The following is a 13,190-nucleotide window of genomic DNA, read 5'->3' as shown; positions in this document are numbered from 1 at the left end:
GAGGGGCCCCACCTTTCGGGTGGGGCCCAGATGAGTTACGAACCGGACTTGCGCTTGTTCCATACGTCGAACCCGACCGCCGCCAACAGGGCCAGGCCCTTGATGACCTGTTGCCAGTCGGTGCCGACACTGAGGAGGTTCATGCCGTTGTTCAGCACGCCGAGGACCAGACCACCGATGATCGCGCCGAGGACGGTACCGACACCGCCGCTCATGGACGCGCCGCCGATGAACGACGAGGCGATGGCCTCCAGCTCGAAGTTCAGGCCGGCCTTCGGAGAGGCCGCGTTCAGGCGGGCGGCGACCACCAGACCCGCCAGGGCCGCGAGCATGCCCATGTTGAGGAAGACATAGAAGGTGACCTTCTTGTCCTTGACGCCGGACAGCTTCGCCGCCGGGAGGTTGCCGCCGATGGCGTAGATGTGGCGGCCGAAGACGGCGTTGCGCATCACGTAGCCGTAGCCGACGACCAGCACGCCGAGGATCAGCAGCACGATCGGCGCGCCCTTGTAGCTGGCGAGCAGCATCGTGACGGTGAGCACCGCGGCGACCAGCGCCACCAGCTTCAGCGCGAACAGCTTGGCCGGCAGCACGTCCAGGGTGAACTCCTGCTGGCGCTTGCGGTCGCGGACCTCCTGGAGGACCACGAAGACGATCACGGCGAGGCCGAGCAGCAGGGTGATGTTGTGGTAGTTGGTGGTCGGGCCGACCTCCGGCAGGAAGCCGTTGCCGACCTTCTGCAGGCCGTCCGGGAACGGGCCGAGGGTCTGCCCCTTGAGCAGGATCTCGGTCAGACCGCGGAAGAGCAGCATCCCGGCGAGGGTGACGATGAAGGACGGTATGCCGAGATAGGCGATCAGGAAGCCCTGGACCGAGCCCGCCACGGCGCCCACCAGCAGGCACAGCAGCAGGGCGAGCGGCCACGCCATCCGGTGTTCCACCATCAGTACGGCCGCGAACGAGCCCACGAACGCGGTCAGCGAGCCGACCGAGAGGTCGATGTGGCCCGCGATGATCACCAGCATCATGCCGATCGCGAGGATCAGGATGTAGCTGTTCTGCAGGACCAGGTTGGAGACGTTGCGCGGCAGCAGCAGGTCCCCGTCGGTCCACACGGCGAAGAGGGCGACGATCAGGCCGAGCGCGATCAGCATGCCGTACTGGCGCATGTTGCGGCGCAGGCCGTCGAGCATCAGCCGCACCAGGTTCTCCCCGGTCTCGCCGCCGCCCTTGCCCGGTGGTGCCTCGGCCGGGCTGTTGGTCACATCGGTGCTCATCGCGTTACCTCTTTGTCCTTCGTCATCTGACGCATCAGCACTTCCTGCGTGGCCTCGGCCCGCGAGAACTCACCCGTCAGCCGCCCGGCGGCCATGGTGTAGATGCGGTCGCACATGCCGAGCAGTTCGGGCAGCTCGGAGGAGATGAAGACGATCGCCTTGCCCTCGGCGGCCAGCTTGTCGATGACCGTGTAGATCTCGAACTTGGCGCCCACGTCGATGCCGCGGGTCGGTTCGTCCAGGATCAGTACGTCCGGACCCGCGAAGATCCACTTGCTGAGGACGACCTTCTGCTGGTTGCCGCCGGACAGCTTGCCGACCGGCTCGAAGACGGTCGGCGCCTTGATGTTCATCGACTTGCGGTAGCGCTCGGCGACCTGGCGCTCCTCGTGCTCGTCGACCATGCCCCGGTTGGCGACCTTGTCCAGGGCGGTCAGCGAGATGTTGCGGTTGATCGTGTCGATCAGGTTGAGGCCGTAGTGCTTGCGGTCCTCGGTGACGTACGCGATGCCGTGCCCGACCGCCTCCGCGACGGTCTTGGTACGGATCTCCTTGCCGTCCTTGAGGACCGTGCCGCCCGCGTACCGGCCGTAGGTCCGTCCGAAGACGTTCATCGCGAGCTCGGTGCGGCCGGCGCCCATGAGGCCGGCGATGCCGACGATCTCCCCGCGCCGCACGTGGAGCGAGACCTCGTCGGCCACCTTGCGCTGCTGGTCGATCGGGTGGTGCACGGTCCAGTCGCGGATCTCCAGCGCCGGGGCCGCGCCCTCCTCGGGGTGGTGCGGGGTGCGCTCGGGGAAGCGGTGGTCGAGGTCGCGGCCGACCATGCCGCTGATGATCCGGTCCTCGGTCGTCTCCGCCGCCTTCACGTCGAGCGTCTCGATGGACCGCCCGTCGCGCAGGATCGTCACCGAGTCGGCGACCCGGCGGATCTCGTTCAGCTTGTGGGAGATGATGATCGAGGTGATGCCCTGGTTCTTCAGCTCCAGGATCAGGTCCAGGAGCTTGCCGCTGTCCTCGTCGTTCAGCGCCGCGGTCGGCTCGTCGAGGATGAGCAGCTTCACCTCCTTGGACAGCGCCTTCGCGATCTCCACGAGCTGCTGCTTGCCCACGCCGATGTCGGCGACGCGGCTCTCGGGGTGCTCGTCGAGGCCGACGCGGCGCAGCAGTTCGCTGGCGTGCCGCAGGGTCTCGTTCCAGTTGATGAACCCGCGCTTGGCGTGTTCGTTGCCGAGGAAGATGTTCTCCGCGATCGACAGGAACGGCACCAGCGCCAGTTCCTGATGGATGATCACGATGCCGTGCTGCTCGCTCGCCCGGATGTCCCGGAAGCGGCAGACGTCGCCCTCGAAGAGGATCTCGCCCTCGTAACTGCCGTGCGGGTGGACGCCGGAGAGGACCTTCATCAGGGTCGACTTGCCGGCGCCGTTCTCCCCGCAGATGGCATGGACCTCGCCCTGGCGGACGGTCAGCGTGACGTCCGACAGTGCCTTGACGCCGGGAAAGGTCTTGACGATCGAGCGCATTTCCAGGACGGGTCCCGCCATGGTCGTGCCTTCCAATCAGTAGAAGTCGGTGGGACCGGTGGCTACTTGAGCTCGTCCGCCGTGTAGTAGCCGCCGTCCACCAGGACCGACTGGTAGTTGGTCTTGTCGACGCTCACCGGCTGGAGCAGGTAGGCGGGGATGACCTTGGCGCCGTTGTCGTAGGTCTTGGTGTCGTTGGTCTCCGGCTTCTTGCCGTTGAGGACCGCGTCGACCATGTTCGAGGCGACCTTGGCCAGTTCGCGGGTGTCCTTGTAGACGGTCTGCGTCTGCTGGCCCGCGATGATCGACTTCACCGAGGCCAGCTCGGCGTCCTGGCCGGTGAGGACCGGCAGCGGCTTGGCCTTGGAGCCGTAGTCGTCCGACTTCAGCGCCGACAGGATGCCGATGGAGATGCCGTCGTACGGCGAGAGGACCGCGTCGACCTTCTTGCTGGAGTACGACTTGGTGAGGATGTCGTCCATTCGCTTCTGAGCGGTGGCGCCGTCCCAGCGCAGGGTGGTGACCTGGGTGAGTCCGGTCTGGCCGGACTGGACGACGAGCTTCTTGCTGTCGATGTACGGCTGGAGCACGCTCATCGCGCCGTTGAAGAAGTACTTGGTGTTGTTGTCGTCGTTGGAGCCGGCGAACAGCTCGATGTTGAACGGGCCCTTGCCGCTCGCCAGACCGAGCTTGTCGACGATGTAGTTGGCCTGGAGCTCGCCGACCTTGGTGTTGTCGAAGGACGCGTAGTAGTCGACGTTCTTCGTGCCGAGGATCAGGCGGTCGTAGGCGATGACCGGGATGTGGGCGTCCGCGGCCTGCTGGAGCACGTTGTTCAGGGACTTGTTGTCGATCGCCGCGACGATCAGCGCCTTGACGCCCTGCGTGATCAGGTTCTCGATCTGCGAGACCTGCTGGTCGGGGTCGTCCTCACCGAAGACCAGCTTGGTCTTGTAGCCCTTGGCCTGGAGGTTCTTCTCTACGTTGGCACCGTCGGCGATCCAGCGCTCGGAGGACTTGGTCGGCATCGCGATGCCGATGGTCCCGCCCTTGCTGCTGCCCGTCTCGTCCTTGCTGCCGCCTTCACCGCTCTGACCGCAGGCGGTGAGGGTGAGCGCGAGGGAGGCGGCTCCGGCTATGGCGGCGAGGGCGGCTCTGCGAGTACGCATGATCATCATCCTTGATGTGTGTGGAGCAGGGCTCGGTCTGGCGTGGTGCGGGTGCTCGAACGGTGCAGCAAGTCCGAGGAGCGGTTGTGGGATTGTGTTCGACTGCGTCGTCTTTTGTGAAGGGGGATTGGCCGGAACGTTATGCGGAAGTTTCGAACCGCTTCAGGGCGCCGGGCAGGCGGGACCCCAGGGGTGCCATGTCGCCGTCGACGCCGTGCCGTGCGAGCAGGTCCAGGGCCAGTCGGCCGCGCCGCACCCGTTCCCGCGCGGTGGACAGGGTCAGATCCCTCAAGTGGTGCCCGTACGGGTAGATTCCGGGCGCCTTGGACAGGCCGAACTTCAGGTAGAGCGGTGCGCCGCGCCGGATCAGCTCGGCGACCTCGTACATCCGGACGTACCCGCCGAGATCGTCGGGGGCCTCGATGTACATGTCCATGGGGGCGGCCGACACCCGGCGGATCTCGGTGAGGTGATCGAGCGTCAGGTCGCTGGGCACGTTGACCGAGTCGGCGCCCAGCCCCTCGTAGACCGCGTACGCGGCCGGGTTGACCGGGCCGATGAGCGCGGACACCTTCAGGGTGGTGTCCGCCGGGACGATGCCGGCCAGACGCGCCCGGTGCAGCGTCCACAGCACGCCCTCGTCGGCGACGAGGAGGCACTTGACGCCCAGTTCGGTGGCCCGGACGGCGTCCTCCACGCACCCGGCGACGGCGTCGTGGCCGCGGGCGCGGGTGCCGCCGCCGCGCGAGTCGGTGCGCACCGAGCCGCCGATGTCCCAGGTGCCGCGCGGACCGGTGAACAGGCAGAGCTCGATGTCCCGTTCGGCGGTCGCGTCGACCATCTCGGTGATCTCGGCGTCGGTCAGCATCCACACGCCGCTGCCCTGGCTGATCCGGTGGACCGGCACGTCCAGGCGCGAGGCCTCCTTCAGGACGACGGCCAGCGCCTCGGGGCCCTCGCAGGAGGGGATCTCGGTGCGCCAGCGGCCACCGCCCGGGAAGCTGTGGGGCGAGGCGTCGGCGGGGTCGAGGGCGGGTGCGCCCAGACCCAGTGCGGCGAGCGCCGGCTCGCCGGGTCGACGGGCTGCCGTGGCGGAAGAGTCGGTCACAAGCTGTCCTTCTTGTTCGGTATTTCGGACGAGGTTCGCGGCTCTAGGCGCGGAACGGGCGGGGAGTACGCCGGCACGAGGGCCGTCAGGTCGCCTTCGTGCCGGCGTACGGCCGGGGGTGGAGCCGGCGGGGGTCGTGCGGGGGCCTGCGTGCCGCCGTACGGCCACGGGAGGGGGCGGAGCGGACTCCGCGGCCCGTCCGTGGCCCTAGGGGCGGAGCAGGACCTTGCCGACCTTCGGGTCGCCGGACCCCACCAGCTCGATCGCCGCGGAGAACTCGGTGAGCGGCAGCTCGTGCGTGACCAGCGGCAGCGGATCGAGCAGCCCCGCCGCGAAGACCCGCACCGTGTGCGCCCAGGCGTCCGGCGGCGCACCGAAGACGGTGTGCACCTCCAGCTGGCGTACGACCAGGTCGGTGGGGTCGAGACCGTCGGCGCCCGGCGCCGGGATCCCGGTCAGGACCAGCCGGCCGCCGCGCCGCAGCAGCGCCGCGGCGGTCCGGGCGGCCGACGCCGAGCCCGCCGTCTCGATCACCACGTCGAAGTCGCCGGGCAGCTCCTGGTCCTTCGTGCGGAAGTCGGTGGCCCCGAACTGCCGGGAGAGCGCCTCCCGGTCGTCGCGGGTGCCGACCACCAGCAGCTCGCCCGGCGAACCCGCCCGCAGGAACTGCACGGCGAACATGCCCAGCGTCCCGGTGCCGACCACCGCGACCCGCTCGCCCGGTCGCGCGTTCGCCTTGATGGCGGCGGCCGCGATGCAGGCGGCCGGCTCCAGCAGCGCGGCGGCCGTGAGGTCCGCGTCGTCCGGCAGGGCGTGCAGCAGCCGGGCCGGCAGGGTGAGGGTGGCGGCCATGGCCCCCGGCTGGGTGAAGCCGGTCTCCTCGTACCCGTCGGTGCACAGCGTCGTCTCGCCCGCGTGGCAGCGGTCGCACACCTGGCAGTTGCGGAAGCCCTCGCCCACGACCTTGCGGCCCACCAGCGACTGCGGCACCCCGGCGCCGACCGCCTCCACCGTCCCCGACCACTCGTGACCGGGGGTGAGCGGATAGCGGACGTACCCCTCGGGCCGGTTGCCCTGGTACACCTCGCGGTCGCTGCCGCAGATCCCGGTGGCGTGGACGCGCACCAGCGCCTCCCCGGCCTCCGGCCGGCGCGGCTCGTGCGCGGTGACGCGGTGCTCGCCGGGCGCCTCCACGACCACGGCGGCGCCCTGCGCGCCGCTCTCCGCGGTGCTCACTGCTGCGTGCCCTTCGGCTTGCGCTGCTCCCAGCCCTCGGCCCACAGGTCGAAGCGGGCCTGCTGCTGCGGGAACTCCGCGGCCGCGTCGACGTCCAGCTCGACGCCGAGGCCCGGCGCGTCGGAGAGGTGGAAGTAGCCGTCGACGACCTGCGGGGCGCCCTTGACGACCTTCTTGATCTCCGCGTCCGCGAAGTCGTTGAAGTGTTCGAGGATCTTGAAGTTCGGCGAGGTGAAGCCGACCTGGAGGGAGGCGGCGGTCAGCACCGGCCCGCCGACGTTGTGCGGGGCGACCAGCATGTAGTGGGTCTCCGCGGTCGCGGCCAGCTTCCGGGTCTCCCAGATGCCGCCGATGTGGCCGACGTCGGGCTGGATGATGTCGACGGCCTGGCTCTCGAACAGCTCCCGGAACTCGATCCGGTCGTGGATGCGCTCACCGGTGGCGACCGGGATGTCGACCTTGGCCGCGATCTTCTCCAGCGCCTTCAGGTTCTCCGGCGGGCAGGGCTCCTCCAGCCACGCGGGCTTGAACGGGGCCAGCTCGCGGGCGAGGCGCACGGCCGTCGCGGGGGAGAAGCGGCCGTGCATCTCCAGCATCAGCTCGGCGTCCGGCCCGATGGCGTCCCGGACCGCCTCGATCAGCGAGACGGCGTACAGGCTCTGCTCGTGGTCCAGCTCGAAGTGCCCGGTGCCGAAGGGGTCGATCTTCAGCGCCCTGTACCCGCGCTCCACGACCGCCTGAGCGGCCTTGTGGTACGCCTCGGGCGTGCGCTCCGTGGTGTACCAGCCGTTGGCGTAGGCCTTGACCTTGTCGGTCACCTTGCCGCCGAGCAGCTGCCACACCGGCACGCCCAGCGCCTTGCCCTTGATGTCCCAGCAGGCCATCTCGATCACCGCGATGCCCGACATCACGATCTCGCCCGCACGCCCGTAGTCGCCGTACTTCATACGGCGCACCAGGTCCTCGACGGCGAACGGGTCGGAGCCGAGAATGTGATTGGCCTCGGCCTCGTGCAGGTACCCGATCAGAGCGTCGGTGTGGCCCAGCATCCGGGTCTCGCCGACTCCGGTGATCCCCTCGTCGGTGTGCACCTGGACGTAGGTCAGGTTGCGCCATGGCGTCCCGACCACGTGTGTGCTGATTCCGGTGATGCGCACGACAGTTGCCCCTTGCTGCTTCGTCGGCTCGGTTGGCTGGCGTTTCGATGTGTTCGATATTTCGTCACACGTTCGAAATGCTGGCGTGACAGTAAGGACGGGGCGGTCGGGGTGTCAATGGGTCGGACGCATAACGGTTTCGATAGTTTCGAAGTCCACTTTCGGGTCAATGCCGGATGCTTCACGCCGCGTCGGGCGCTTTGTACGGCATCTCGCGCCGTTAAACCTGTTCTCCCACAAAAATTCCACAGCACCCCCTAGGAACGCCGCCCCCCGGGAACTTAGTCTTCCCGCGTCATGGACTACTGCCACTCGTGCCGACGGCACCTCAACGGCGCTTTCGCGTGCCCGGGGTGCGGCACCCCTGCCGACCGGCTCCGCGCGGACGCGGACGACAACGACACCGGCGACGCCGGTGGGTCGTCCCGCGAGGGTGCCCGCGAGCGCGGCGGCGCCGGTTCGCACCCGGAACCGGGCGGCCGCGCCGCCCGGCGCCGGGAACAGGGGCGCGGGGGCCGCAGGCGCGGGCGGACCGAAGCCGGGCGCTCCGGCGAACCGGACCGCCCGGCCGGCGAGGCGGAGCCGGCCGACGATCAGGGCTTCGAGCCGGAGCACGGCGAGCGGGACCACTGGGCGGGCGGCGCCGGACTGCCCGACGACCCCGAGTACCGGGCGGACGACACCGGGCGGACCGAAGGGCCCGAACACGACGCGGACGACGCGGACGACCCGGCGGAGCTTGATCAGGAGCCCGTCGTCAGCCGTCGCGATCGCAAGGCGGCCGCGCACCGCCGACGCCGCCGGCGCACCCTGCTGATAGCCACCGGCTTCGTCCTCGCGGCCGGCGGGCTGAGCCTCGCCGAGCTCGGTGTCGACGCGCCGGGCTTCTCCTCCGAACAGCCCGCGGCCGCGGTGGACCCCTCCGCCGAGGACGGCGCGTCCGACGGGGCGTCCGCGTCCGCGTCGGCCCGCACCCTCGACAGCGCGGCGGCCACCCCCACGGTCTCGGCCCCAGCCTCCCGCTCGGCCGCTCCGGCGGCGACGAAGTCCCCGAAGGCGGACGCGTCGGGCTCCGCCGACCCGGCCGACGAGGGGAGCACCTCCCCGGTCTCGACCGCGCCGACCGCCTCGACGTCCTCAGGGGCGACCCCCACGGCGGACCCGACCGCGTCGGCCGGGCCGACGAGCGCGGAACCGACGCCCGATCCGACCCCTTCGGAGACGTGCAACCAGATCCTGTGGTGGTGCAGCTGAGGCTCAGCGGCGCACCGGCCGCTCCCGCGGCAGGCTCCTGCGGCGCACCCGCTGCGTGCGCGGCCGGCTCCTGCGGCGCACCCATCGCTCCCGCGGCGGGCTTCCGCGCCTGACCCGCCGCCTGCCCGGCAGGCTCCTGCGGAGTGCCCATCGCCCGCCGGGCGGGCTACTGCGGGGTTCCCGGCTCCAGCATCCGGCGCAGCAGCCCCCGCAGCACCACCCGCTCCTCCTCGCTCAGCCCCGCCAGCGGTTCGCGGGCGAAGCGCAGGGACTCGCGCAGGCTGCGGGCCACCTGGACGCCCTCGTCCGTGGCCGCCGCCAGCTTCACCCGGCGGTCGGCGACGTCCGGGCGGCGCTCGACCAGACCGCGGGACTCGAGACGGTCGACTATTCCGGTGACGTTCGACGGCTCGCACTTCAGCTTCTGGGCCAGCTTGCGCATGGGCAGCGCCTCCAGCGAGAGCAGGTTCAGCAGCCGGGCCTGTGCGCCGGTCAGGGCGTGGTCACCGGCGGCGGTCTCGTAGTCCTCGTAGAACCGGGCCACGACCTCGCCGATCAGCTCGACTACGTCCATGGTCAGGGCGTCGGGGCGGGGCGTCCGCGGTGAGGTGGGCATGCCTCCGAGGGTACTCCGTTACTTGACATCATGAAATATTCAGGCGCATGGTTGTTTCAGGTACTGAAGTATTTGACCGTGCGAAACACCGAGGAAGGCCCAGGTCCCATGTCCGAGACCCCCACGCTCCCCGCCACCAGCCGTGAATGGCACTTGCTCAGCCGCCCGGTCGGCTGGCCGAAGCCCGAGGACTTCGCCCTGGTCGAGGCGGAGATCCGGCAGCCCGGCCCCGGCGAGGTGCTGGTGCGCAACGCCTACGTCTCCGTGGACCCGTACATGCGCGGCAGGATGAGCGCGGCCAAGTCGTACGTGGCCCCCTACGAGCTGGGCAAGGCCATGCAGGGCGGCGCCGTCGGCGAGGTCGTCGCCTCCGGTGCCGAGGGCATCGCCCCGGGCGACCACGTGCTGCACTTCGGCGGCTGGCGCGAGTACGCCACGGTCGGCGCCGAGCAGGCCGTCAAGGTCGACCCCGGGGCCGCGCCCCTGTCGACCTACCTCGGCGTCCTCGGCATGACCGGCCTCACCGCCTACGCCGGACTGCTGCGCACCGCCTCCTTCAAGGAGGGCGACTCGGTGTTCGTCTCCGGGGCCGCGGGTGCCGTGGGCAGCCAGGTCGGGCAGATCGCCAAGCTCAAGGGCGCCTCCCGGGTCATCGGGTCGGCCGGTTCCGACGACAAGGTCAAGCTGCTCGTCGAGGAGTACGGCTTCGACGCGGCCTTCAACTACAAGAGCGGCCCGGTCTCCGAGCAGCTGCGCGAGGCCGCTCCCGACGGCGTCGACGTCTACTTCGACAACGTCGGCGGCGACCACCTGGAGGCGGCCATCGGCTCGCTGAACCGGGGCGGCCGGATCGCGATCTGCGGGATGATCTCCGTCTACAACAACACCGAGGCCGCCCCCGGCCCGAGGAACCTGGCCCGGCTGATCCAGACCCGCGGCCGGATCGAGGGCCTCCTCGTCGGCGACCACTACGACCTTCAGCCGCAGTTCGTCCAGGAGGTCGGCGCCTGGGTCCGCTCCGGCGAGCTCAAGTACGCCGAGACGGTCGTCGAGGGCATCGAGAACAACCTGGAGGCGTTCCTCGGGGTGCTGCGCGGCGACAACACCGGAAAGATGATCGTCAAGCTCTGACCGGCGAGGCGGGCCGCGCCCCGGAGCGGGGGCGCGGCCTTCGCGCGTGCGGGTGAGGCGGCCGGCGCCGCCTCACACGGCCAGCGCCGCCCGGTGCACCGCCGCCGCCAGCGCGGCGTTCTCCGGCGCGGCCCCGCCCGGGAAGGCGTTGCGCCGCCGGGCGTAGCCGTAGGCCAGGCCGCTGCGCGGGTCCGCGAAGGCCTGGCTGCCGCCCGCTCCGCTGTGCCCGAACGCCCCCGCGCCCAGGAACGGGTGCCAGGTGTCCGCGGTGGCCTGGAAGCCCAGCCCGTACGACTTGTGGGTACGGGCCACCAGGTCGTACCCCACGGAGTGGAACTGCCCGAACTCCGCCGCCGTGTCCTCCTTCAGCAGCGGCGCCTTCCCGTCGATCTCGCTGACGGCCGCCGCGTACAGCCCCGCCAGCCCGCGCGCCGACGCCACCCCGCCGACCGAGGCCGGGCCCTTGGCGCGGATCTCGGGCCGGTTCGGCAGCAGCGCGAGGTCGGTCGGCTCGGCCGTGTGCGTGTTGAAGGCGATGGACGCCAGTGTGTGCGGCCCCTGCGGCAGCGCGTCGAGCAGGGCCTGCTGCTCGGCGGTCGGGGCCATCGGCTGCACGGTACGGAAGCGCGGCTCGTGGGCCGGGGGCAGGCCCAGGAAGAAGTCCAGCCCGTACGGGGCGCGGATCCGCTCCTCGTACACCTCCTGGAGCGTACGGCCGGTGGCGCGGCGTACCACCTCGCCCGTCAACGCGCCGATCACCAGGGCGTGGTAGCCGAAAGCGGTGCCCGGCCGCCAGAACGGGCGCTGGTCGGCGAGCCGTTCGGCGATCAGCCGGTCGTCGGCGAGCTCGGCCGCGCTGAAGCCGGTGTCCGTGCCGACCAGCCCCGCCCGGTGCGCGAGCAGGTCCCGCAGGGTCAGCGACCCCTTGCCCTCGGAGCCGAACTCCGGCCAGTAGTAGGTGACTTTGCGGTCCAGTTCGAGGGTGCCCTCCTGTACGAGGAGCGCCACGACCAGATGGGCGGCCCCCTTGGTCGAGGAGTACACGCCGTAGAGGGAGTCGGCGTCGGCGCCCGCCCACAGGTCGACCACCCGCCGCCCGTGCACGTACGCGGTCAGCTGCCCCTCGTAGTCGGGCCGTTCCCCGGCGACGAGCGCCGCGAACTCCGCCCGCACCGCCTCGAAGCCGTCCGCGACGGTGCCGTGGATCTCCTGCGTCATGCGCTCTCCTCCAACTTCAGCCGTTGTGCGCGTGTGCCATGGTGATCAATGCCCGTCCGAGCTGGGGGGACTCCCCCTTCGGGTCGTTTCGGAAGTCGCGTCCGGGTGTCCCCGGAAGCCGGTTCTCGGGCGGTCGCGCAGGAGACGCTCGACGCCTGCGCGCCTCCTGCGGGCTTCCCGAGATCGGTACGGCGAGACACACCCGTTCGACTCAACAGCGACGAGCGGGTGTTGGTGTCGCCCGTGCCCCGTACGGCGTATCCGCGCGGCCGTGCCGGGCCCGACGCGGTCCGGTGCGGTCCGGACGCCGGTGCGGCCGGGCGTTCGGTACCGGACGGTGACGCTCTTGCCGGAGGGCGATCGGGATTCACCCGATAGAGTTCGAACATGCGCGATCTCGGGGTGGGTTTCAGCTATCTCCTGAAGGGCCAGCGCTGGGTGGCCCGGCACGGAAAGCAGTACGGCTTCGGCCTGCTGCCCGGTCTGATCACCCTCGTCCTGTACACGGCGGCACTGGTGGCCCTCGGCCTGTGGGGCGAGGACCTCGTCTCCTGGTCGACACCGTTCGCGGACGACTGGTCGAGCCCCTGGCAGGGCCTGTTCCGCGGCTTCCTCACGGCCGTGCTGTTCGCGCTCGGCCTGCTGCTGGCGGTGCTCACCTTCACCGCGGTCACGCTCCTCATAGGGCAGCCCTTCTACGAGAACCTCTCCGAGAAGGTCGACCGCGACGTCTCGCCCGACGGCACCGCCCCCGAGTCGCAGCTGCCGCTCTGGCGCGAACTGTGGATCTCGGCGCGCGACAGCCTGCGCATCGTGGTGCGCGCCCTGGTCTGGGGCGTCCTGCTCTTCGCCCTCGGCTTCCTGCCCGTGGTCGGCCAGACGGTCGTCCCGGTGCTCGGCTTCTTCGTCACCGGCTTCTTCCTCACCGAGGAACTCGCCGCCGTCGCCCTCCAGCGCCGGGGCGTCGACCTCCGTGACCGACTCGCCCTGCTGCGCTCCCGCAAGACCCTGGTCTGGGGCTTCGGCACCCCGCTGGGCCTGGCCTTCCTGGTGCCGTTCGTCGCGGTGTTCCTGATGCCGGGCGCGGTCGCGGGCGCGACCCTCCTCGCCCGCGACCTGCGGGGCGAGGAGATCACCGACGGCGCGGCCCCCGAGGCCGAGGAGACCCCCCGGGCGGAGAACGCCACCCGCTGACCCGCCGCCCCCGCGGGCCGCCCGCCCAGCCCGCCACCGCGTCGGCGACCGCCGGGTCCGCCGCGGCTTGTGTACGGCGAGGTCCCCGGCCGCCTCCGGCGGCACGGCCGCGGACGCCCGCCCGAGACCGGACCCCGTCCCCGTCCCCACCCCGCCCTCGTCCCCGCCGCCGCGTGGACCGTCCGCGCAGGGGCGCCTCGTGGTGCGCCGGCGCCCCACCGGCCGGGGCCGGGCCCCCCCCCCGCCCCCCCCCCCCCCCCCCCGCGCCCGTTGCCCCGGGGCGAGGCCGGGGCGGGCGGGGGGC

The 13,190-nt window shown here is 71.0% G+C and carries 11 protein-coding genes; 3 read left to right on the top strand and 8 right to left on the bottom strand.

What is annotated here, in order from left to right:
• Window positions 1–35: 35 nt before the first annotated feature.
• The 6 genes from mmsB to ACZ60B_RS34505 all read right to left on the bottom strand — a co-directional run bounded on the left by mmsB (window position 36) and on the right by ACZ60B_RS34505 (window position 7,473).
• The gene (gene mmsB, locus ACZ60B_RS34530; protein WP_469394144.1) at window positions 36–1,277 is read right to left on the bottom strand and encodes a multiple monosaccharide ABC transporter permease; all 1,242 of its coding nucleotides are present in this window, start codon (window positions 1,275–1,277) and stop codon (window positions 36–38) included.
• Window positions 1,274–2,824 (bottom strand): multiple monosaccharide ABC transporter ATP-binding protein, encoded by a 1,551-nt coding sequence (mmsA, locus tag ACZ60B_RS34525; protein ID WP_469394142.1) that lies wholly within the window; start codon window positions 2,822–2,824, stop codon window positions 1,274–1,276. The genes mmsB and mmsA overlap by 4 nt, the downstream gene beginning before the upstream one ends.
• 41 nt (window positions 2,825–2,865) lie before the next feature.
• Window positions 2,866–3,972, bottom strand: a complete 1,107-nt coding sequence (gene chvE, locus ACZ60B_RS34520) for a multiple monosaccharide ABC transporter substrate-binding protein (protein WP_469394140.1) — start codon at window positions 3,970–3,972, stop codon at window positions 2,866–2,868.
• A gap of 139 nt (window positions 3,973–4,111) precedes the next feature.
• Window positions 4,112–5,080, bottom strand: a complete 969-nt coding sequence (locus tag ACZ60B_RS34515) for a hypothetical protein (RefSeq protein ID WP_469394138.1) — start codon at window positions 5,078–5,080, stop codon at window positions 4,112–4,114.
• A 207-nt stretch (window positions 5,081–5,287) separates the two neighbouring features.
• Window positions 5,288–6,316: a zinc-dependent alcohol dehydrogenase gene (locus ACZ60B_RS34510; protein WP_469394136.1), complete on the bottom strand. Its 1,029-nt coding sequence runs from the start codon at window positions 6,314–6,316 to the stop codon at window positions 5,288–5,290.
• Window positions 6,313–7,473, bottom strand: coding sequence for a mandelate racemase/muconate lactonizing enzyme family protein (locus tag ACZ60B_RS34505; protein ID WP_469394134.1), 1,161 nt, complete (start codon window positions 7,471–7,473; stop codon window positions 6,313–6,315). The genes ACZ60B_RS34510 and ACZ60B_RS34505 overlap by 4 nt, the downstream gene beginning before the upstream one ends.
• 297 nt (window positions 7,474–7,770) lie before the next feature.
• Here ACZ60B_RS34505 and ACZ60B_RS34500 point away from each other — a divergent pair, with 297 nt between their 5' ends.
• A complete protein-coding gene (locus ACZ60B_RS34500) occupies window positions 7,771–8,727 on the top strand; it encodes an SCO2400 family protein (protein WP_469394132.1) in 957 nt (318 codons plus the stop codon).
• A gap of 166 nt (window positions 8,728–8,893) precedes the next feature.
• Here ACZ60B_RS34500 and ACZ60B_RS34495 read toward each other — a convergent pair whose 3' ends face one another.
• Window positions 8,894–9,343: a MarR family winged helix-turn-helix transcriptional regulator gene (locus ACZ60B_RS34495; protein ID WP_469394130.1), complete on the bottom strand. Its 450-nt coding sequence runs from the start codon at window positions 9,341–9,343 to the stop codon at window positions 8,894–8,896.
• Window positions 9,344–9,451: 108 nt separating this feature from the next.
• Here ACZ60B_RS34495 and ACZ60B_RS34490 point away from each other — a divergent pair, with 108 nt between their 5' ends.
• Window positions 9,452–10,474, top strand: coding sequence for an NADP-dependent oxidoreductase (locus tag ACZ60B_RS34490; protein WP_469394128.1), 1,023 nt, complete (start codon window positions 9,452–9,454; stop codon window positions 10,472–10,474).
• A 72-nt stretch (window positions 10,475–10,546) separates the two neighbouring features.
• Here the strand turns inward: ACZ60B_RS34490 and ACZ60B_RS34485 are convergent, their stop codons facing one another.
• Entirely contained in the window at window positions 10,547–11,692 is a 1,146-nt protein-coding gene (locus tag ACZ60B_RS34485; protein ID WP_469394126.1) for a serine hydrolase domain-containing protein, read from the bottom strand.
• 387 nt (window positions 11,693–12,079) lie between these two features.
• On the opposite strand from ACZ60B_RS34485, the gene ACZ60B_RS34480 reads away from it, so the two are divergent.
• Window positions 12,080–12,886 carry an EI24 domain-containing protein gene (locus ACZ60B_RS34480; RefSeq protein ID WP_469394124.1) on the top strand — a complete coding sequence of 269 codons (807 nt, stop codon included), beginning with the start codon at window positions 12,080–12,082 and terminating at the stop codon, window positions 12,884–12,886.
• The last annotated feature ends 304 nt before the right edge of the window (window positions 12,887–13,190 follow it).

Source organism: Streptomyces sp. NPDC104096, from assembly GCF_055584385.1.
Note: the sequence above shows the minus strand (reverse complement) of the source record. Positions and strands in the feature narration are given on the sequence as shown.

Coding starts and splice junctions, on each gene's coding strand:
- ACZ60B_RS34480 (WP_469394124.1), top strand. CDS start 12,080: ATGCGCGATCTCGGGGTGGGTTTCAGCTATCTCCTGAAGGGCCAGCGC.
- chvE (WP_469394140.1), bottom strand. CDS start 3,972: ATGCGTACTCGCAGAGCCGCCCTCGCCGCCATAGCCGGAGCCGCCTCC.
- ACZ60B_RS34495 (WP_469394130.1), bottom strand. CDS start 9,343: ATGCCCACCTCACCGCGGACGCCCCGCCCCGACGCCCTGACCATGGAC.
- mmsA (WP_469394142.1), bottom strand. CDS start 2,824: ATGGCGGGACCCGTCCTGGAAATGCGCTCGATCGTCAAGACCTTTCCC.
- ACZ60B_RS34485 (WP_469394126.1), bottom strand. CDS start 11,692: ATGACGCAGGAGATCCACGGCACCGTCGCGGACGGCTTCGAGGCGGTG.
- mmsB (WP_469394144.1), bottom strand. CDS start 1,277: ATGAGCACCGATGTGACCAACAGCCCGGCCGAGGCACCACCGGGCAAG.
- ACZ60B_RS34500 (WP_469394132.1), top strand. CDS start 7,771: ATGGACTACTGCCACTCGTGCCGACGGCACCTCAACGGCGCTTTCGCG.
- ACZ60B_RS34490 (WP_469394128.1), top strand. CDS start 9,452: ATGTCCGAGACCCCCACGCTCCCCGCCACCAGCCGTGAATGGCACTTG.